Annotated in this window: 17 protein-coding genes; 6 read left to right on the top strand and 11 right to left on the bottom strand. The window is 63.6% G+C overall.

All coding sequences use genetic code 11. The annotated features are described in order from the left end of the window. The first annotated feature begins 37 nt into the window (after positions 1-37). The 3 genes from ABIB06_RS22710 to ABIB06_RS22700 all read left to right on the top strand — a co-directional run bounded on the left by ABIB06_RS22710 (position 38) and on the right by ABIB06_RS22700 (position 2910). Positions 38-1327 (top strand): adenylate/guanylate cyclase domain-containing protein, encoded by a 1290-nt coding sequence (locus tag ABIB06_RS22710; protein WP_354048599.1) that lies wholly within the window; start codon positions 38-40, stop codon positions 1325-1327. A 371-nt stretch (positions 1328-1698) separates the two neighbouring features. Continuing rightward, complete coding sequence (locus tag ABIB06_RS22705) at positions 1699-2442, top strand: SDR family oxidoreductase (protein ID WP_354048601.1); 744 nt, start codon at positions 1699-1701, stop codon at positions 2440-2442. Positions 2443-2493: 51 nt separating this feature from the next. Next, the gene (locus ABIB06_RS22700; protein ID WP_354048603.1) at positions 2494-2910 is read left to right on the top strand and encodes a cupin domain-containing protein; all 417 of its coding nucleotides are present in this window, start codon (positions 2494-2496) and stop codon (positions 2908-2910) included. Positions 2911-2930: 20 nt separating this feature from the next. On the opposite strand, the gene ABIB06_RS22695 is transcribed toward ABIB06_RS22700, so the two are convergent. From ABIB06_RS22695 to ABIB06_RS22670, 6 genes are read right to left on the bottom strand one after another with little or no spacing between them, the layout of a single operon-like run. Continuing rightward, positions 2931-3935: a 4-hydroxythreonine-4-phosphate dehydrogenase PdxA gene (locus ABIB06_RS22695; RefSeq protein ID WP_247347076.1), complete on the bottom strand. Its 1005-nt coding sequence runs from the start codon at positions 3933-3935 to the stop codon at positions 2931-2933. Beyond that, on the bottom strand, positions 3932-5530 hold the full coding sequence (locus ABIB06_RS22690) for a tripartite tricarboxylate transporter permease (RefSeq protein WP_354069362.1): 1599 nt from the start codon (positions 5528-5530) through the stop codon (positions 3932-3934). The genes ABIB06_RS22695 and ABIB06_RS22690 overlap by 4 nt, the downstream gene beginning before the upstream one ends. Positions 5531-5541: 11 nt before the next feature. Continuing rightward, positions 5542-6024, bottom strand: coding sequence for a tripartite tricarboxylate transporter TctB family protein (locus tag ABIB06_RS22685; RefSeq protein WP_354048607.1), 483 nt, complete (start codon positions 6022-6024; stop codon positions 5542-5544). Positions 6025-6077: 53 nt separating this feature from the next. After that, positions 6078-7070, bottom strand: a complete 993-nt coding sequence (locus tag ABIB06_RS22680) for a Bug family tripartite tricarboxylate transporter substrate binding protein (RefSeq protein WP_354048609.1) — start codon at positions 7068-7070, stop codon at positions 6078-6080. Positions 7071-7122: 52 nt separating this feature from the next. Then, complete coding sequence (locus ABIB06_RS22675; protein ID WP_354048611.1) at positions 7123-8382, bottom strand: CaiB/BaiF CoA transferase family protein; 1260 nt, start codon at positions 8380-8382, stop codon at positions 7123-7125. 9 nt (positions 8383-8391) lie between these two features. Continuing rightward, the gene (locus ABIB06_RS22670) at positions 8392-9186 is read right to left on the bottom strand and encodes an enoyl-CoA hydratase/isomerase family protein (protein WP_354048613.1); all 795 of its coding nucleotides are present in this window, start codon (positions 9184-9186) and stop codon (positions 8392-8394) included. Positions 9187-9302: 116 nt separating this feature from the next. Between ABIB06_RS22670 and ABIB06_RS22665 the strand changes: the two genes are divergently transcribed. From ABIB06_RS22665 to ABIB06_RS22655, 3 genes are all read left to right on the top strand, one after another. After that, complete coding sequence (locus ABIB06_RS22665; protein WP_247347086.1) at positions 9303-9968, top strand: GntR family transcriptional regulator; 666 nt, start codon at positions 9303-9305, stop codon at positions 9966-9968. A gap of 307 nt (positions 9969-10275) precedes the next feature. Next, positions 10276-11247 (top strand): MBL fold metallo-hydrolase, encoded by a 972-nt coding sequence (locus ABIB06_RS22660; RefSeq protein ID WP_354048614.1) that lies wholly within the window; start codon positions 10276-10278, stop codon positions 11245-11247. A gap of 387 nt (positions 11248-11634) precedes the next feature. Then, positions 11635-13263, top strand: a complete 1629-nt coding sequence (locus ABIB06_RS22655; protein WP_354048615.1) for a peroxidase family protein — start codon at positions 11635-11637, stop codon at positions 13261-13263. 59 nt (positions 13264-13322) lie between these two features. Here the strand turns inward: ABIB06_RS22655 and ABIB06_RS22650 are convergent, their stop codons facing one another. The 5 genes from ABIB06_RS22650 to ABIB06_RS22630 all read right to left on the bottom strand — a co-directional run bounded on the left by ABIB06_RS22650 (position 13323) and on the right by ABIB06_RS22630 (position 18324). Next, positions 13323-14042: a haloacid dehalogenase type II gene (locus ABIB06_RS22650; RefSeq protein WP_354048617.1), complete on the bottom strand. Its 720-nt coding sequence runs from the start codon at positions 14040-14042 to the stop codon at positions 13323-13325. An 85-nt stretch (positions 14043-14127) separates the two neighbouring features. After that, positions 14128-15129, bottom strand: a complete 1002-nt coding sequence (glpX, locus tag ABIB06_RS22645) for a class II fructose-bisphosphatase (RefSeq protein WP_247347093.1) — start codon at positions 15127-15129, stop codon at positions 14128-14130. Positions 15130-15266: 137 nt separating this feature from the next. Continuing rightward, positions 15267-16583 carry a homoserine dehydrogenase gene (locus ABIB06_RS22640; protein ID WP_354048619.1) on the bottom strand — a complete coding sequence of 439 codons (1317 nt, stop codon included), beginning with the start codon at positions 16581-16583 and terminating at the stop codon, positions 15267-15269. Between the two features lie 29 nt (positions 16584-16612). Continuing rightward, the gene (locus ABIB06_RS22635; protein WP_354048621.1) at positions 16613-17833 is read right to left on the bottom strand and encodes an LL-diaminopimelate aminotransferase; all 1221 of its coding nucleotides are present in this window, start codon (positions 17831-17833) and stop codon (positions 16613-16615) included. A gap of 215 nt (positions 17834-18048) precedes the next feature. Then, complete coding sequence (locus tag ABIB06_RS22630) at positions 18049-18324, bottom strand: hypothetical protein (RefSeq protein WP_354048623.1); 276 nt, start codon at positions 18322-18324, stop codon at positions 18049-18051. Positions 18325-18446 lie beyond the last annotated feature (122 nt).

The raw sequence follows: 18446 nt of genomic DNA, 5'->3' as shown, positions 1-18446 counted from the left end.
GGAGGCCCGTCTCAGGATCTCCTCCGAGGAGACCAACATGCCGTCACCGGCGCCCACAAACGAAACAGAACGGCTCGCCGCCCTGCGCGCACTCGACATCATCGACAGTGCGCCGGAGGCCGCTTACGACGAAATTACCGAGCTTGCGGCGCAACTCTGCGGCTGCCCGATCTCCTATGTCAGCTTCATCGATGACGACCGGCGGTGGCTCAAGGCGAGATATGGCCTGCCGGCCGAAGTCACCGACGCACCACGCGAGAGCGCCATCTGCGCAACGACAATTTGCGGCGCCGAACTGCTCGTCATTCCCGACTTGAAACAGGATCCGCGATTTCAGAACAGTCCGATGGTCGCGCTAAGGCCATCCTGCCGGTTCTATTGCGGCATGCCGCTGATTACCGATGAAGGCTATGCGCTCGGAACGCTCTGTGTGATGGACTTCGAGCCGCGGCAGCTTTCCTTCGAGCAGACGGAAGCGCTGCGAATGCTTTCGCATCAGGTGCTGGCGCAACTGGAGCTCCGCCGCAAGCTGCTCGAGTACGGCCAGACCATCAGGGAGCTCGAGCAGGCACGACTGGAGGCCGCTGCCGAGCGCGCGCGTGCTGAAGCCCTGCTGCGCAATGTCCTGCCGACGTCGATCGCCGACGAACTCAAGCGCAGCGGCAGGGTCCAGCCCAGATACACGCGATCGGCGACCATCCTGTTCGCAGATATCCAGGGCTTTACACTGCTGGCCGAACGGACCGAGCCGGCCCGGCTCATCAATCTCCTCGATGAGTATTTCTCGACCCTGGACGAAATCGGCGCCCGATATGGTCTGGAGAAGGTCAAGACCATAGGCGACGCCTACATGGCGGTGGCCGGCGTGCTATCGCCCGGCCGGCGGCACTCGATTGATGTTTGCCTGGCGGCGCTGCAGATGCGCGCCCGGCTTGATCGCCTGAAGGCGCAATACGAAGCAGTTGGCGAACATGGCCCGCAACTGCGCATTGGTATCCATACCGGGCCCGTCATTTCTGGCGTCGTCGGCCTGCGCAGGATGACCTTCGACATCTGGGGCGATGCAGTCAACACCGCATGGTTCATGGAAGCGTCTGGAGTCGCAGGACGGATCAACGTGTCGGAAACCGTGGCCGGACATGTCCACGGGCTGTTCGCGCTGGAGTCACGCGGCGCTGTCGAGGCCAAGCACGAACGCGCCCATCAAATGTTCTTCCTCAATGGCTTGAAGACCGAGTATTCGCGCGATGGCGGCGGCCATTTGCCGAATGACCAGTTTCTTGCCGAGTATCACCGTATCGGCGGTTCCCGGTTGGCGCCGGATTGACGGGAGCGCGCACGGTCCGTCTGATACGTCGGGCAAAACAGCGGCAACCTGAGATCGTCGTGCAGTCCGCAAACGCGGCCGTTCACCTCGTCTAAAGTCAGGCGCCTGCGTGAACACCCCGACGATGCGACGCTTATGTGCGCTTCTCCGCGAGGTGGGCTGACGTCGCCAAAAGGGGAACAATCCCTTACCAATTGTCGTATCGCGACGAAATCTCTGGAGCATTTTCCGGCAAGGCAGGCCCGTTACAGGCAAGAGCTTGCCCCATTGCTCGGGTAAGAGTCGCTTCGCATTGCGTTCATCGACGTGAGAGCGTGAGTACCCATTGGCTTTGACCATCCCACACTCGCAAAATACCGAGGAGACATGCCATGAAGATCGTCGTGATCGGCGGGACCGGATTGATCGGATCCAAGCTCGTAGCGAAGCTCAAGCAGCAGGGCCACGAGGCCGTGGCAGCTTCGCCGAAATCAGGCGTCAACGCCGTGACCGGGGAAGGCCTCGCAGCAGTGCTGGCGGGCGCGGATGTCGTCGTTGACGTCGCTAACGCGCCGTCGTGGGAGCCTGCCGCCGTGCTGGAATTCTTCGAGCGTTCGAGCAAGAACCTCGCCGCGACCGAGGCGGCCGCCGCCGTGAAGCATCACGTGGCGCTCTCGATCGTGGGAACCGATCGATCGCCCGACATCGCCTATTTTCGTGCAAAACTCGCGCAGGAGACCATCGTCAAGGCATCTCCGGTGCCCTACTCGATCGTCCGCGCCACCCAGTTCTTCGAATTCCTCGGCGCCATCGGCGATATGGGTGCGACCGAGGACCGGATTGTCGTTCCATCGGCGTTGTTTCAGCCGATCGCGGCCGAGGACGTCGCCGATCGCCTCGCGGAGGTCGCGATGGGCCAGCCGCTCAACGGCACGATCGATATCGCAGGGCCCGAGAAGGCTCCCTTCAATGAATTTATCGCACGGCGCCTGAAGGCGTCTGGCGACGCCCGACCTGTGGTGGGAGATCCAAAAGCAACCTATTACGGCGCTCCCATTGACGACAGATCGCTGAACCCGCTCGGCGAGGCGCGGCTCGGAAAAACCCCGCTCGCGACATGGCTCGAGACGCTCTGAAGACTCGCAAGTCCCACAGATCACGACAGAAACGGCAATAAAGGGAATCCCATGCGCAGATTGCTGATCGCAACGGCGATTTATACCGCATCTCTCCTGACGGCACACGCCGCCGAGACCGCTACGCCATCGGCCAAGGTGACGGTCGTGTTCGATCAGGCGCTGCCGAATGTCCCGGGCAAGAGCATGAAGGGCGTGCTGGTCGAATACGGCCCTGGAGGCTCCTCGCCGGCCCACGTGCACCCGCGCTCCGCATTCATCTATGCCACCATCCTGGAAGGAGCGATCCGCAGTCAGGTCAATGACGAGCCTGCCAAGGTTTATCACAAGGGAGAGAACTTTTCCGAAAAGCCCGGCGACCGCCATTCCGTTAGCGCCAACGCCAGCGACACCGAGCCCGCGAAGCTGCTGGCGGTCTTTGTGGTGGATACAGCGGACAAGGAGCTCGTGACGCCTGTCGCGAAGTAACGCCAGGTCAGCGCGTGCAATCAGGCAGCACGCGGCGCGGCCATCTCCGCCGCGAGCAGCACCGCGGCGCGACTGGCGCCGATCGACGCGGTGCCCTGGCCTGCGATGTCGTAGGCAGTGCCATGCGCCGGTGTGCAGATCGGGAACGGAAAGCCGCCGAGCAACGTCACGCCGCGATCGAAACCCATCAGCTTCATCGCGATCTGGCCCTGGTCGTGATACATCGTCAGCACCGCATCGAAGGCGCCGCCCTTGGCGCGCAGGAATACGGTGTCGGCGGGAAACGGTCCCTCCACGGCGATGCCATCCCGCTGCCCGGCTGCGACGACCGGCGCAATAACATCGATCTCCTCACGGCCGAAATTGCCTCCGTCGCCGGCATGCGGATTGAGCCCGGCGACCGCGATGCGCGGCCGCGCGAAGCCCGCATTGCGCATGCAGGAATCGGTCAGCTTGAGCGCGCGATGGATGCGTTCGCTGGACAGTCGCGCGGCGACGTCCTTGAGCGGGATGTGGGACGTCACGCGTGCGTTCCAGATCCGGTCCAACACATTGAATTCGCTTGCAGGGGTTTTGAGTCCGACCACTTCCGCGGAGAACGCGATCTCGTCGTCATACTCGGCGCGGGCGAGCCGCATCGCCTGCTTGTTGAACGGGGTGAAGCAAACGGCATCGACGCGGTTGTCGCGGCCGAGTTCGAGCGCGTGCTTGTAGTTGGCAAGCGCGAACCTGCCGCCGGCAAGGCTGGCAACTCCCCGCTGGACGTCGTTGGGATCGAGGTGGCCGAGATCGACGAACAGCGTCTCGCCCTTCGCTGCGCGGAAGTCGGCTCCCTGCTCCATTGTCTTCAGCTCGGGCTTGACGCCGGCAATGCGCGCGCCCTGGTCGAAGATGCGGCGGTCACCGACCACGACGATCCGGCTGCAGGCGCGGATATCGTCCTGCACCACGAGCCTTGCAGTCAGCTCCGGGCTGATGCCGGCGGGATCTCCCATTGCCAGTGCAATGAGCGGCTTTGCGGTCATATGATCACCTTCTCTCGAGCTGTCTCTTGAGCTGTCTCTTGAGCTGTCTCTTGAGCTGTCTCTTGAGCTTTCTCTTGGGCCGTTGTCCCGGTCGCGGCAGATGCGGGTTTGCGCCAGAGGCGCGGGAGCTGCAGCACGAGCGGAAGCAGCAACAGCGTGATGCCGGCCACGATCAGGCACGTCACCAGCTTGTTGGCAAAGAAGATTCCGAGCGATCCCTTGGACATCAGCATCGACTGCCGAAACGCGTCCTCGGCCTTGTCGCCGATGACGATCGCGAGCACGAGTGGCGCCAGCGGATAGAACAGCTTCTTGAAGAGATAACCGACGATGCCAAAGCCGAGCATCATGACGACGTCGAGATAGGAGTTCGACACCGAATAGGCGCCGACGACGCAGATGATCACGATCAGCGGCGCGATGATCACGAAGGGAATCCGCATCAGGGCGGCGAAGACCGGGACGGTCAGCAGCACCAGCGCGACGGCGACGATGTTGCCGACATACATCGAGGCGATCAGGCCCCAGACAAAGTCCTTCTGGTCGACAAACAGCATCGGCCCGGGATTGAGACCCCAGATCATCAGCCCGCCCATCATGACTGCCGCGGTCGCCGAGCCGGGAATGCCGAGCGAAAGCATCGGCAGCAGCGCGCTGGTGCCGGCGGCGTGATCTGCCGTCTCCGGCGAGATGATACCTTCGACCTCTCCGGTGCCGAAGTATTTACCACGGCGCGAGAAGCGGCGGGCGATGCCGTAGCTCATGAAGGATGCCGCGGTCGGGCCGCCCGGCGTGATCCCCATCCAGCACCCAATCGCCGCGCTGCGCAGCAATGCAACACTATGCCGTGGCAGGCGGCCGATCGCGCGAAACACCTCGCGCCACTCGATCTTCGAGGAGACCGCGCGGGCATGAAATTCTTCCTCGACCGCGACCAGCAGCTCGCCGATGCCGAACAGGCCCATCACGGCGACGACGAAGTTCACGCCCTTGACCAACTCGTCGACGCCCATGGTGAGGCGCACGCTGCCGGAGACGGTGTCGATGCCGATCGCGGCAATGGCAAAACCGATCGCGAGCGCCACGAGGGTCTTGCTCGGCGCCGCGCCGCCCATGCCGACGAAGCTCGCGAAGGCGAGGAAATAGACCGCAAAATATTCCGCCGGCCCGAAGGCAAGCGCGACCTGCGCCACCCATGATGCGAGGAAGGTGATCAGGATGACGCCGACCAGCGCACCGAACGCCGCCGAGCCGAAGGCGGTCGCGAGCGCCGTGGTCGGCCGGCCGTCGCGGGCCATCGGATAGCCGTCGAAGGTGGTCGCGACCGACGACGGCTCGCCCGGAATGTTGAATAGGATCGAGGTGACCGAGCCGCCGAACAGCGCGCCCCAGTACATGCTCGAGAGCAGGATGATCGCCGACACCGGCTGCATGCCGAAGGTCAGCGGCAGCAGCAGCGACACCCCATTCGGCGCACCAAGCCCTGGCAGCACGCCGACGAGAATACCGAGCAGCACGCCGACAACCATCAGCACCAGATGCGGCACTGTGATCGCGATGCTGAAGCCGTGAAGGAGTTCCCTAAAATTGTCCATCGGCCTCTCCGTCAGAAGCCAAGCGCCGCGGCGAGCGCGCCATGCGGCAAACTCACCTGGAACATGCGCTCGAACACGACATAGAGCGCGAGCGCCGTTCCCGCCGCCATGGCCAGAGCACGCGGCAAGGATTGGTACTTGGGGATCGCAAGCACTGCGAAGACATAGAGCGACGAGGCGACATACATCCCGGCCAAGGGGATCGCGGCAACGAAAATCGCGGCCGGCACGAACAGGCCGGCAAGCCGGCGCAGCTCGATCGGCGTGATCGCGATGGGAACATTTGCGAGTGCCGCAACCGGCACGACGCCTCGCACCAGATTGTAGACGCTTCCGAGCACGATGATGATTCCGGTCAGGAACGGGAACGTCCCGGCATCCACGCCCGCGCTGGACCAGCCGATGCCGTTGTCGAGACTGGAGACGACGACGGCCACGCCAAAGCTGCCGGTGAGGATGGCGGTCGCAAGTTCAAGCGCACGGCGCGAGATCATCGAGGGCTCCGGTTCGTCACGAGACGTCAGAACATCGTTGCGGTATCACCGCCTTACTTGACCAACCAGCCCTGCTCGCTCGCAACCAGCCTGACGCGCTCGAGGTCCTCCTTGATGAAATTGTCGAACTCGGTGCCGGTCAGGAACGTGTCGATCTGGGAGCTCTTCTCGATGTAGTCCTTCCATTCCGGCGTCGCCTGCACCTTCTTCATCAAGTCGATATAGAACGCGGTCTGGTCCGGAGTGACCTTGCCGGGCAACCACACCGTCCGCGGCTGCTCATATTGCTTGATGTCGAGGCCCTGTTCGACACAGGTCGGAACGTCGCCCCAGCCTTCGGTCGCGGTGATTTTGGCGCCCTGCGGCAGTCGCTTCGGACTGAAAACGCAAAGCGGGCGCTGCGTTCCACCGCGCCATTGCCCAAGGCTCTCGCTGGGATTGTTGACATGGGAATCGAGGTGTCCGCCGGCGAGCTGCACGGCGGTTTCAGCGCCGCTCTTGAAGGGGATGTAGGTCATCTTGATATGACCTGCCTTCTCGATCATGCGGGTCAGCACCTCGTCGGTATCCTTCGACTGAGCGCCGCCCATCTTGAATTCGCCCGATGCGGCCGCCTTCAGATAGTCGCCCGCCGTCTTGAAAGGCGAGTCCTGCTTGACCCAGAGCAGGAACTCGTCCTGCGCCATCGCCGCGATCGGGGTGAGATCGGTGTAGTTGAAGGCGACCCTGGAGACGAGCGGCTGCTGCCAGGCATTCGACGTGCCGAAGATCACCTTGTAGGGATCGCCGGCGGACGCCTTGCCGTAGACATAGCCTTCCGCGCCGCTGCCACCGCCCTTGTTGACGACGACGATCGGCTGCTCCGTCATCTTGTGCTTGGTGATGATGTTCTGCACGGCGCGCGCGAGATTGTCGGTGCCGCCGCCGGGCCCGGCGGTCGCCACGAACTCGATCGGCTTTTGCGGCTGCCAGGCCGAGAGCGCCGGCATCGTGCCGGCGAGCAGGGTTGCGGCTGCGGAGAGCAGAGATATTGACGTCCGACCCATGATGTCCTCCAGCTGATTTTTGTCTTTTGTTCTTGTCGTTTTCGACGCCCGGTCAGGCGACGCGTTCCTCGCGTCTTCCTGAGGCCAGGACGATTGCGCCTTCTTGTTCGAGCGCTTCGATCTGCGTCTGGTCGAACCCGTGCTCGACCAGCACCTCGCGTGTATGCTCACCGTAGACCGGCGCGCCCGTGCGCACTTTTCCTGGGGTCTCCGAAAACTTGACGGGAAGACCGATCGTCTTCACCGGACCGAGCGTGGAATGCTCGACCTCGACGACCATCTCGCGCGCCAGCGTCTGCGGATCGCTCAGGGCCTCCAGCATGTCGTGGACGGGTCCGCACGGCACGCCCTTCTCGTCCAGCGCCGCGAGCCAGTGCGCCCGCGTCTGGGTGCGGAAGCGCTCGCTCAGGACGGCTTCGAGCTCCTTCAAATGCGCCATGCGGTCGGCCCCGGTGACGAAGCGCGGATCGGCGGCGAGTTCGCTCGCGCCGAGGGCCTCTAGCATCAACAGCCAGTGCTTCTTGTTGGCGCCGCCGACCACGAGCCAGCCGTCCGAGGCCTCGAACGCCTGATACGGCGCGTTGAGCGGATGCGCAGAGCCCATCGCGCGCGGCGCGGTGCCCGCGGCCAGCGCAATGGTCGATTGCCAATAGGTCTGCACCAGCGCGGCCTCATAGAGCGAGGTCTCGACCCACTGCCCTTCGCCGGTCTTGAGGCGGTGCGTATACGCCGCGAGGATTCCCATGCTCGCGAGCAGTCCAGCGGTGATGTCGGACAGCGGCGGACCGCACTTCACGGGCGGACCGTCGGGACGTTCGCCGGTAAAGCTCATGATGCCGCTCATGGCCTGGGCGACCAGATCGAAGCCGCGGCGGTGCTTGTAAGGACCGGTACGGCCGAAGCCCGACAGCGAGCAATAGATCAGCGTCGGGAATTTTTCGTGCAGCGCCTCGTATCCGAAGCCGAGGCGCTCCATCGCGCCGGGCGCAAAGTTCTCGACCAGCACGTCGGCGTCCGCGATCAGCCGTCGCAGCACCGCTTTGCCGCCGTCGGTCTTGAGGTCCAGCACGATGCCGCGCTTGTTGCGGTTCATCATCAGGAAGGAGGCCGCCTCATCGCCGATCTTCGGCGGCACCGAATGGCGGGTGTCGTCGCCATTCGGCGATTTCTCGATCTTGATGACGTCGGCGCCCATGTCGGCCAGCATCAGGGTGCAGGTCGGCCCGGCCATGACATGGGTGAGATCGATGACCTTGAGGCCGGCAAGCGGCCCCGAACGGCGGGAGATTGATTGCGATCGATCGCTTTGCATCGGCCCGTCCTATTGGCCGCGCCATTGCGGCGCGCGCTTGGTGAGGAAAGCATCGAGCCCTTCGCGAAAATCCTGGCTCGTGTAGCACATCAGGATGAGGTCTTCGCCCTCGTCCCGCGTCAGCCGCCTTTGCAGGCGCGCCACGGCCTGCTTGGTCGCATTCAGCGTCAGCGGCGCATGGCTGGCGACGAGCCGCGCGACCTCGTCGGCACGCCGGTCGAGCGCGGCAAGATCCTCGACGACCTCGCCGAGCAGCCCGACGCTTGCGGCCTCCGTGGCGTCAACGAGGCGCGCGGTGAAGATCAGATCCTTGACGCGCGCGGCGCCGATCAGCGCCGTGAGACGGCTGACATTGGACATCGACAGGCAATTGCCCAGTGTCCGGGCGATGGGAAAGCCGATTTTCGCGCTTCTGGTGCCGATGCGAAGGTCACAGGCCGCCGCAATGCCCGCACCGCCGCCGGTGCAGAACCCGTTGATCGCCGCGATCGTCGGCACCCGGCACGCCTCGAGCGTGGTCAGCACCCGATCGATCCGGTTCTCGTAGTCGATCGCGTCCTGCGGCGACTTGAACTCGCGGAACTGATTGATGTCGGTGCCTGAGGCAAACGCCTTGTCGCCGGCCCCGCGCAGCACCAGCACCTTGATCGCATGATCGTCATTGACCTCTTCGCAGATCGCGGCGAGCCGCTCGTACATCGCGAAGGTGAAGGCGTTGCGCGCCTGCGGTCGGTTGAAAGTGATCCGCCCGATGCCGTCCTGGCGCTCGAAAACGAGGTCTTCCGCCTCGACCTGCTGGTCCATTTCCTCATGTCCTTCTGTTTTTTACATTTTTGAATGCAAAATTATCGATTTTCAAGCTAAAACTTGCAATACTTCGCATGTATCTTCGATTTTGCATTCAAATGGACCTGAGACCCATGCTTCATGAGGACGTCGTCGGCCGTATCCGCGCCATCCTGCTCGACGGCGAAATCCCGCCGGGTGCGCGGATTCCCGAGCGCGAGCTGTGCGAGCGGCTCGAGATTTCGCGCACACCGCTGCGCGAGGCGCTCAAGGTGCTCGCAGCCGAAGGGCTCGTGCAGCTCCTGCCCCATCGCGGCTCACGCGCGGCGAAACTGACTGACAAGGACATGCGCGACCTGTTCGAGGTCTGCCAGGGTCTCGAGGCGCTCGCCGGGGAGCTCGCCTGCGAACGCATCACCGATGCCGAGATCGACGCGATCGCCGCCGCGCACGCGGACATGGTGCGGCATTATCGCGAGGGCGATTTGATCCAGTACTATCGCGGCAACCGCGCCATTCACGAAGGCATCGTCGCTGCGGCCGGAAACCCGGTGCTTGCGGGGCTGTATACGTCCGTGACCGCGCGCATCCGCCGCGCGCGCTATGTCACGCCGATGACGCCGCAGCGTTGGGCATTTGCCGTCAGCGAACACGAGGCGATCCTGAACGCGCTGCAGCGGCGCGATGGCGCCGGCCTCTCGCACATCCTGCGTGCGCATCTGCGCCACAAGCGCGAAGAGGTCTTGCAGGCGGGCTTTGCAGAGACGGAAGGCAATGACCTCACGCTGAGAATTGCGTGAGACAGCGTTCGCGACGTAAAAAATCTTACCGTCCCATCGCATGGCGCGGTTAGGCGACATAATCGCGACACAATCATTGACTGCATTGCGGCAAGCTTGACCGGATCATGCTGACGACAAAAATCAGCAACGAACGTCTTTTGTCGCGCGCCGGAATTGCACCGCCAACTGCGACAAGCCGCGATCATCCGCAAACCAATTCCACTTGCTAGCGTGTCTGAACCGGCGCAGCATCTCACCGCTGGCTTCAGGCCGACATAACGCGCGACAAATTCGCTTAGCTCAAAAGAAAAAGTGGAGGAAACGAATGACACTCAATGTCTCACGTCGATCCTTGCTGTCGCTTGGCGCCGGACTTGGTGCCAGCGCCATGTTCGGCAGCAGCGCGATGGCGCGCGCTCCCAAGCTCGGCACGCAAACGCCCTACTGGCACCGCTTCGTGCTGGGCGACGCAGAAGTCACCGTCGTCTCCGACGGACCGCTGCCGCTCGGCGATCCCTCCGGCACCTTCACCGGCGTTTCCAAGGAAGAGGTGAAGAAGATGCTCGCCGACAATTTCCTGTCGCCGGACAATGTCGTGCTGGAGCAGAATTCGCCGATCGTGAACACGGGCGACAAGCTCATCCTGTTCGATACCGGCATGGGCTCATCCAAGATGTTCGGCGCCACCACCGGCCGGCAGCAGAAGAGCATGACCGAGGCTGGCATCAAGCCTGATGACATCGATGCGGTGGTCTGCTCGCATGCCCATATCGACCACATCGGGGGCATCGTGGACGACGGCGGCAAGCCGCTGTTTCCGAACGCGCAGATCTACATTTCGCAGACCGATTTCGATTTCTGGACCGACGAAGGCAAGCTTGGCAACCCGGAAAAGGACTTCGTGGTTCACGCCCGCAAGAACCTGCTGCCGGTCCGTGACCGCATCGTGTTCTTCAAGGACGGCCAGGAATTCCTGCCCGGCATACAGGCAATCGCAGCGCCCGGTCACACCGTCGGCCACACCATCTTCATGGTCTCGTCGGCCGGCAAGTCCTTCGCCTTCCTCGGCGATCTCTCACATCATCCCGTGCTGCTGCTCGAGCGGCCGCGGATGGAATTCTCCTACGACACCGACCCGAAGCAGGCGGCCGAGTCGCGCGTGAAACTGCTGACCATGCTTGCGGCGAACAAGACCCCCGTGATGTCCTATCACTTCGCCTGGCCCGGCTACGGCCATGTCGCCAAGGCCGGTGACGGCTTCCACTATTATCCCGAACCGATGCAGATGACGTTGTAGATCGTCGGATCAGGTCCGGGTGGCGCACGCGCCGCCCGGACCATCCGAACGATCACCGCCGTCCGGCCGACCGGCAAAGAACTGCAATTCGTGAGGCCTCCGGCGGCGTTGGCAAACGGGCATTTTGGGGCTGCTGAACTGCACTTACTAGTTGCAAATGAAGCTAATTTCACGCGGTTGTGTTTGGGAGCGTCAATGTCCCGCGAGAACGATGGTTTTGTCTTCCATCGTGACCTGCTCCAAGGGGTCTAGGACGTTGTCTATCGGGCCATCAACTTCTTTGTCACATGGGACAAACTGCCGACCCTGCTCGGAGCTGCCAATCTTTCGGCGTTCCGCGACCGGCTGCGGAAGCACAATCTGCACCATACCGGCTACGGCACGACATTGCCTGGCTGGAGCACGGGCAATGACCGGTGGCGCTCCGCCGACGGCTCCTTCAACAGCCTCGACCATCCGCGCATGGGGATGGCTGGTGCCCGGTTCGGACGCAATTTCGCGCTGCCGGAATGCGTGCCGGACAGCGTAGACGATCTGCTCGAACCCAATCCGCGCGTGATTTCGAAGGAATTGCTGGCGCGCGACGAATTTATTCCCGCGACCAGCCTCAATCTGCTGGCTGCGGCCTGGATCCAGTTCGAAACCCATAACTGGTTCAGCCACGGGGTGCCTGGGTCGGGAAGCGAGTTCAAAATCCCGCTCAAGCCGGGCGACACTTGGCCCAAGGAGGAGCGGATCGACGGCTGCATGAAGATCCGTCGGACCGTTTGCGACGAGACGCCACGTGAACCATGGCTCGGCGCGATCCCCACGTTCCGCAACCTCAACTCGCACTGGTGGGACGCCGGACAGATCTACGGCAGCGACCGCGCGAGGCAGATGCAGATCCGTTCCGGGCTCGATGGAAAGATCACGGTCGGCGATGATGGGATGCTTCCAGCCGATCCAGTCCATCCGGGCGCCGATCTCACTGGCTTCAATGACAATTGGTGGGTCGGGCTCAGCCTGCTGCACAACCTCTTCGCACGCGAGCACAATATCATCTGCGACGGCTTGAAGACGCGGTATCCGACCTGGGATGACGAGGAGCTATTCCAGCGTGCGCGCCTGATCAACGCGGCCCTGATCGCCAAGATCCACACCGTCGAATGGACGCCAGGCATCCTCGGCCATCCTGCGCTGGACTTCAGCATGCACGCCAATTGGTCGGGGATACCATATCGGGTGCTGCGCGCGGTGCTCGGCAAGAACAGCGAAGCCGCCTATGGCATCATCGGTTCTCCGACGGAGCAGCACAGCGCGCCCTACGCGATGACGGAGGAATTCACCGCCGTCTACCGCCTGCACCCGCTGATCCCGGACGACATGGATGTTCGGCTGCTCGAAGCCGCAGAGGTCGAACACTGCAAGCTGGTCGATATGCAGGGAAGCGTCTCCCGCAAGTTCATGGAGACGCACGGCTTCGCCAACCTGATGTACTCCTTCGGCACCGCTCATCCCGGCGCCATTCGCCTCCATAATTATCCCAACTTCCTGCGCCAGTTCACGAAAGACGGCCAGCCGTTGCTCGATGTGGCCGCGATCGATATCATGCGCGACCGCGAGCGCGGCGTGCCGCGCTACAACCGTTTCCGCGAGCTGGTCGGAAAGAGGCGGGTCAAGACATTCGAGGAAATCACCAGCATTCCCGGCGCGGCCAGGAAGATGCGCGCGATCTACAAGGGCGACGTCGATCGCGTTGATCTGATGGTCGGACTATTGGCCGAGGACCTGCCGGACGGTTTTGGCTTCAGCGATACCGCCTTCCGCATCTTCATACTGATGGCATCGCGGCGTCTCAAGAGCGACCGGTTTTTCACCGACGACTACCGGGCGGAAGTCTACACCAACTTCGGTCTGGACTGGATCCACAACAACGGAATGAAATCGGTCCTGCTGCGGCATGTGCCGCAACTCGGACCGGCGATCGAGGGCGTAAACAACGCCTTTGCCCCCTGGAACGTGCTGCGAGGCTGAGTCATGGCCCTCATCTTCAGCATCCGGGCCTCGTCCGCCTCGCATGGGTGTCAGCCGGCCTAGCACCCGAGCTTGTCGGCGATGCCGCCAAAGTCCTTGGCGACGATGTCCCAATTGCCGGTGGCCTCGAAATCGACTTTCTGGAGCGGACCGTATTCGGTCGGCCGCGCCACGAAGGCGGTCTTCAGCCCGTTCTTCTGCGCGGCGGCGAGATCGCCGTTGTGGGCGGCGACCATCATCACCTGCTCCGGCTTGAGGCACAGCAGGCGCGCGGCGCCAAGGTAGGTTTCGGGATCGGGCTTGTAGTGCTCGAACAGCTCGGCCGACATGACGAGGTCCCAGGGAAGCCCTGCGAACTTCGCCATGTTGGTCAGCAGCGCGACATTGCCGTTCGACAGCGGCGAGATCACGAATTTCGACTTCAGCCGCGTCAGGCCCGCAACGCTGTCGGGCCACGGATGCAACCGGTGCCAGCCTCTGCTGAGGTGATCGAGATCGGCTTCGGCCAGGCCCTTGATCGAAAATTGCTCGACCAGCTTGTCCAGCGAGCGGCGATGCAGGTCGTCGAGCATGACATAGCCGCGCTCGGGATGTTTGCGCACGTCGTCCATCGAGGCCATGTACATGCCGCGCCAGCCGTCGACCAACGCGGTCCAGTCGGCGGAAATGCCGCGCCCCTTCGCCCACCACATGAAATCGGTGATCAAGCTCGTGCGCCAGTCCACGACGGTGCCGAACACGTCGAACACCAGGGCTTTGACGGCGGTGAGGTCAGACATCGACGCTTCCCTGTATATCGCTTGTTCTTGGTCATGCCGGGGGGCCGCGAGGCGCAGGCCCGGAATGACGGCCGCACGTTGTGACTTAGTCCAGGTGGAACTTCGCCAGCTCGCGGTGCTCGGCCTTGATGTAGCGCACGGTGCCGGTGACGGAGCGCATCACGACCGTCTCGGTCTCGATCACGCCATCCTTGCGGAATTTGACGCCCGAGAGCAGCGAGCCCGTGGTGACGCCGGTGGCGGCGAACAGGCAGTCGCCGCGGGCCATGTCCTCAATGCCGTAGATCATCTTGGGGTCGTTGACGCCCATCTTGGCGGCACGCTCGCGCTTCTCGTCGGAGTCGAGGATGAGGCGGCACTGCATCTGGCCGCCGATGCAGCGCAGCGCCACGGCCGCGAGCACGCCTTCCGGCGCACCGCCGGTGCCGAGATACATATCGACGCCGGTATTGTCGGGGTCGGCGCAATGGATCACGCCGGCGACATCGCCGTCCGTGATCAGACGCACGGCGGCACCCGTCGAGCGCACGCTCTCGATGATGCTGGCATGGCGCGGACGGTCGAGCACGAGAACGGTGATGCCGTCCGGCTGGACACCCTTGGCCTTGGCGAGGCGGCGGACGTTGTCAGCCGGCGTGGCATCGAGATCGACGACGCCCTTGGCGTAACCGGGACCGATCGCGAGCTTCTGCATGTAGACGTCGGGCGCGTGCAGCAGCGTGCCGCCGTCGGCCATTGCCATGGTGGCAATCGAGCCCGGCATGGCCTTGGCGCACAGCGTGGTGCCTTCGAGCGGGTCGACCGCGATGTCGACTTTCGGGCCGGCGTTCATGCCGACCTTCTCGCCGATGAAGAGCATCGGCGCCTCGTCGCGCTCACCCTCGCCGATCACGATGGTGCCTTCGATCGGCAGCTTGTTGAGCTCGCGCCGCATCGCGTCCACCGCGGCCTGGTCGGCAGCCTTCTCATTGCCGTGCCCGCGCAGACGCGCCGAAGACACCGCCGCCCGCTCCGTCACGCGCACGATCTCCAGCGTGAGAATCCGCTCGAGCAACGCTTGCGGCGGGACTGAAATATGGGTCGACATCGGCTAACTCCTTCGCAACAGTTTGGACGGAAATCTCCACCCGCATCAACTCGTAACACCCACAGTTCGTTCGAACCGTGTCATTGTTTAAGCATGCTCTTTCCGGAAAACCACTTCACACTTTTCCGGAGCATGCCCTAGTTCTTCTCGATCCGGATCACCTGCGGCCGCCCGCTGATCACCTTGTCGCGCTGCACGGCCGCGAGCGCGCGGCGCACGGCGTCCTCGTGCGTGGCATAGGTGATCAGGATGACGGGCACCGGGACCGCCTTGCCGTTTGCCGGCGCAGCGCCGCCATTGGGATGGCGCTGCACGATCGACTCGATCGAAATCTTCTGCTCCGCGAGCCGGGTCGCGATCGCAGCCGCGGTGCCCGGGAAATCGCGTGCCAGAAGGCGGATGTAGTAGCCGCCCTCGTGGCGCTCCATCGGCGCCTTCTTGGTGTCGCGCAGCTGCGAAATCGGCCGGCCGAACGGATTGGCGCGAATGCCGCGCGCGACATCGGCGATGTCGGCAACGACGGCGGATGCGGTCGCCGCGCCGCCGGCACCGGGGCCGACCAGCGTGATCGGCGGGATGCCCTCGCCGTCGATCGTGACCGCATTGGTGACACCCATCACCTGTGCGATCGAGGAGGATTTTGGAACCATGGTCGGATGCACGCGCTGCTCGATGCCCTTGGCGGTGCGAACCGCGACGCCGAGCAGCTTGAGCCGGTAACCGAGATCGTCAGCGGCACGGAGATCTTCCGGTGCGATGGAGGAGATGCCTTCGACATACACCGCGCTTTGAGCAACTTTCGTGCCGAAAGCGAGGCTGGCAAGAATAGCGAGTTTTTGCGCGGTGTCGTGGCCGTCGACATCGAAGGACGGATTGGCCTCGGCATAGCCGAGCCGCTGCGCATCCTTCAGGCATTCGGCGAACGACAGGCCCTCCTGCTCCATCCGGGTCAGGATGTAATTGCAGGTGCCGTTGAGGATGCCGTAGACGCGGTTGATGCCGGTTCCGGCAAGACCCTCGCGTAACGTTTTGATGACGGGGATCGCGGCGCCGACCGCTGCCTCGAAATTCAGCGCGCCGCCGTGCTTTTCAGCGGCTTTTGCCAGCTTGAGGCCGTGCTTGGCGAGCAGCGCCTTGTTGGCGGTGACGACGGACTTACCGGCGCTGAGCGCGGCTTCGACCGCGGCCAGCGCGGGATCGCCCGAGCCGCCCATCAACTCGACGAAACAGTCGATGCCGGGATGCATGGCGAGGGCAAGCGGATCCTTGACCCATTCGACACCGCGCAGGTCGACGGCGCGCTTCTTGGCCTTCGAGCGCGCGGTGACGGCGACGACGCGGATACCGCGTCCGCTGCGGCCCGCGAGCACGCGGGCCTGCGTTTCAATCAAACGGAGAACTTCGGCGCCCACGGTGCCGAGCCCCGCTATGCCCACTTTCAGGGGTGCAACCATGATGCTTCAGAAAACCTGCGGAAGAGAACTTAACGCCGATTGGCGAGCGGAACGACGTTGTGCAACGTTTCGATGCCGCTTTCAAGGAAGCGGCGCACGCCGCGCGCGGCCTGCCTGATCCGTTGCTCGTTTTCCACCATGGCGATGCGGATATATCCTTCACCATGCTCGCCGAAGCCGACGCCGGGCGAGACCGCGACGCCGGATTTCTCCACCATCAGGGTCGCGAACTGCATGCTGCCGACGGTGCGGAAGGCTTCCGGCAGCGGCACCCAGGCGAACATCGAGGCCTCCGGCGGCGGGATCTCCCAGCCGGCACGGCCGAACGATTCCACCAGCGCGTCGCGCCGCTTGCGGTAAGTGTCGCGCATCTCCCTGATGCAATCGTCGGGGCCGTTCAGCGCGGCGGTCGCGGCGACCTGCACCGGTGTGAACGCGCCGTAGTCGAGATAGGATTTGACGCGCGCGAGCGCCGCGATCACGCGCTCATTGCCGACCGCAAAGCCCATGCGCCAGCCGGCCATCGAATAGGTCTTCGACATCGAGGTGAACTCGACGGTGACGTCCATCGCGCCGGGCACCTGCAGCACCGAGGGCGGTGGGTTGTTTTCGTCGAAATAGACCTCGGCGTAAGCGAGATCGGACAGGATCAGGATTTCGTGCTTCTTCGCGAACGCGACCAGGTCCTTGTAGAAGTCGAGGCTCGCGACATAGGCGGTCGGGTTCGAGGGGTAACAGACGACCAGCGCCAGCGGCTTCGGAATCGAGTGGACGATCGCACGCTCCACCGCCTCGAAGAACTGCGGGGTTGGCTCCGAAGGCACCGAGCGGATCACGCCGCCCGCCATCAAAAAGCCGAACGCGTGAATCGGATAGCTCGGGTTCGGGCAGAGGATGACGTCGCCTGGCGCAGTGATCGCCTGCGCCACGTTGGCAAAGCCCTCCTTGGAGCCGAGCGTCGCCACGACCTGGGTGTCGGGATTGAGCTTCACGCCAAAGCGGCGGGCGTAGTAGCCGGCCTGGGCCTTGCGCAAGCCGTTGATGCCACGAGAGGCCGAGTAGCGGTCGGTGCGCGGCTTGCCCAGTGTCTCCTTCAGCTTCTCCAGCACGTGTGCTGGCGCCGGCAGGTCCGGATTGCCCATGCCGAGGTCGATGATGTCGGCGCCGGCATTCCGCGCGGCCGCCTTGGCCCGGTTCACCTGCTCGAACACGTAAGGCGGAAGGCGGCGGATGCGGTAAAATTCTTCCATGGCTCTCTCGGCTCCGGGCAACCGGTCAGGACAGAATCGACAGGCCATAACGACCATGCGAAAATGCGCCCGCCTCGTTCACGAAAATCACTCAAAATCAAATGGTTAGAGCAATCATCGACGGCGGTGGCTGAAGTCGTTCGCCCTGACTCTCGGCTGAACTGAGGTCTTTTAGCACGGCAAGGCGGAGGCGCCAGCGATTACCTTGCAGCGTCTTACTTCACGTCCTTGCCGGCAGCGGCCTGACGGTCGCGCGCGGCAGCGAGCTCGGCCTCGATCTTAGCGCGTTGGTCCGGCGGGATGACCGCCTGATCGCGATCCGGCGGCAGGTCGTGCACCGGCAGATAGCTGCCGGGCTCCCTGGGATGCGCTTGCGCATCGGCGGGCGTCATGTCCGCGAGCTGGCTCGAGCAGCCGCCCATGGCAAGCGCCGCCATCACCAGCGCGCCACAGATCAGCCGCGACTTTTGCAGATCCCTCAACGCCAACACTTGGGAAATCCCCTACTCGTCCCAAAGCACGGCCCCGGCAACCTTACCGAGGTCCGCACCCAAGCTCAAACCATTGCTGCCCAAATGGCGCGAGCGAGAAAACAGCCCGGGACCACCAAGCC

The sequence above is a fragment of the Bradyrhizobium sp. LB8.2 genome (assembly GCF_040548035.1).
In the GTDB taxonomy this organism is placed as follows: Bacteria; Pseudomonadota; Alphaproteobacteria; order Rhizobiales; family Xanthobacteraceae; genus Bradyrhizobium.
This window is presented reverse-complemented; position numbering and strand designations above follow the sequence as displayed.

What these genes read in the sequence shown, in the direction of transcription:
- ABIB06_RS22695 (WP_247347076.1), bottom strand. Translation starts at nt 3,935, where the DNA reads ATGACCGCAAAGCCGCTCATTGCACTGGCAATGGGAGATCCCGCCGGC.
- ABIB06_RS22640 (WP_354048619.1), bottom strand. Translation starts at nt 16,583, where the DNA reads ATGGTTGCACCCCTGAAAGTGGGCATAGCGGGGCTCGGCACCGTGGGC.
- ABIB06_RS22675 (WP_354048611.1), bottom strand. Translation starts at nt 8,382, where the DNA reads ATGCAAAGCGATCGATCGCAATCAATCTCCCGCCGTTCGGGGCCGCTT.
- ABIB06_RS22635 (WP_354048621.1), bottom strand. Translation starts at nt 17,833, where the DNA reads ATGGAAGAATTTTACCGCATCCGCCGCCTTCCGCCTTACGTGTTCGAG.
- ABIB06_RS22685 (WP_354048607.1), bottom strand. Translation starts at nt 6,024, where the DNA reads ATGATCTCGCGCCGTGCGCTTGAACTTGCGACCGCCATCCTCACCGGC.
- glpX (WP_247347093.1), bottom strand. Translation starts at nt 15,129, where the DNA reads ATGTCGACCCATATTTCAGTCCCGCCGCAAGCGTTGCTCGAGCGGATT.
- ABIB06_RS22710 (WP_354048599.1), top strand. Translation starts at nt 38, where the DNA reads ATGCCGTCACCGGCGCCCACAAACGAAACAGAACGGCTCGCCGCCCTG.
- ABIB06_RS22650 (WP_354048617.1), bottom strand. Translation starts at nt 14,042, where the DNA reads ATGTCTGACCTCACCGCCGTCAAAGCCCTGGTGTTCGACGTGTTCGGC.
- ABIB06_RS22690 (WP_354069362.1), bottom strand. Translation starts at nt 5,530, where the DNA reads ATGGACAATTTTAGGGAACTCCTTCACGGCTTCAGCATCGCGATCACA.
- ABIB06_RS22660 (WP_354048614.1), top strand. Translation starts at nt 10,276, where the DNA reads ATGACACTCAATGTCTCACGTCGATCCTTGCTGTCGCTTGGCGCCGGA.
- ABIB06_RS22665 (WP_247347086.1), top strand. Translation starts at nt 9,303, where the DNA reads ATGCTTCATGAGGACGTCGTCGGCCGTATCCGCGCCATCCTGCTCGAC.
- ABIB06_RS22670 (WP_354048613.1), bottom strand. Translation starts at nt 9,186, where the DNA reads ATGGACCAGCAGGTCGAGGCGGAAGACCTCGTTTTCGAGCGCCAGGAC.
- ABIB06_RS22680 (WP_354048609.1), bottom strand. Translation starts at nt 7,070, where the DNA reads ATGGGTCGGACGTCAATATCTCTGCTCTCCGCAGCCGCAACCCTGCTC.
- ABIB06_RS22705 (WP_354048601.1), top strand. Translation starts at nt 1,699, where the DNA reads ATGAAGATCGTCGTGATCGGCGGGACCGGATTGATCGGATCCAAGCTC.
- ABIB06_RS22700 (WP_354048603.1), top strand. Translation starts at nt 2,494, where the DNA reads ATGCGCAGATTGCTGATCGCAACGGCGATTTATACCGCATCTCTCCTG.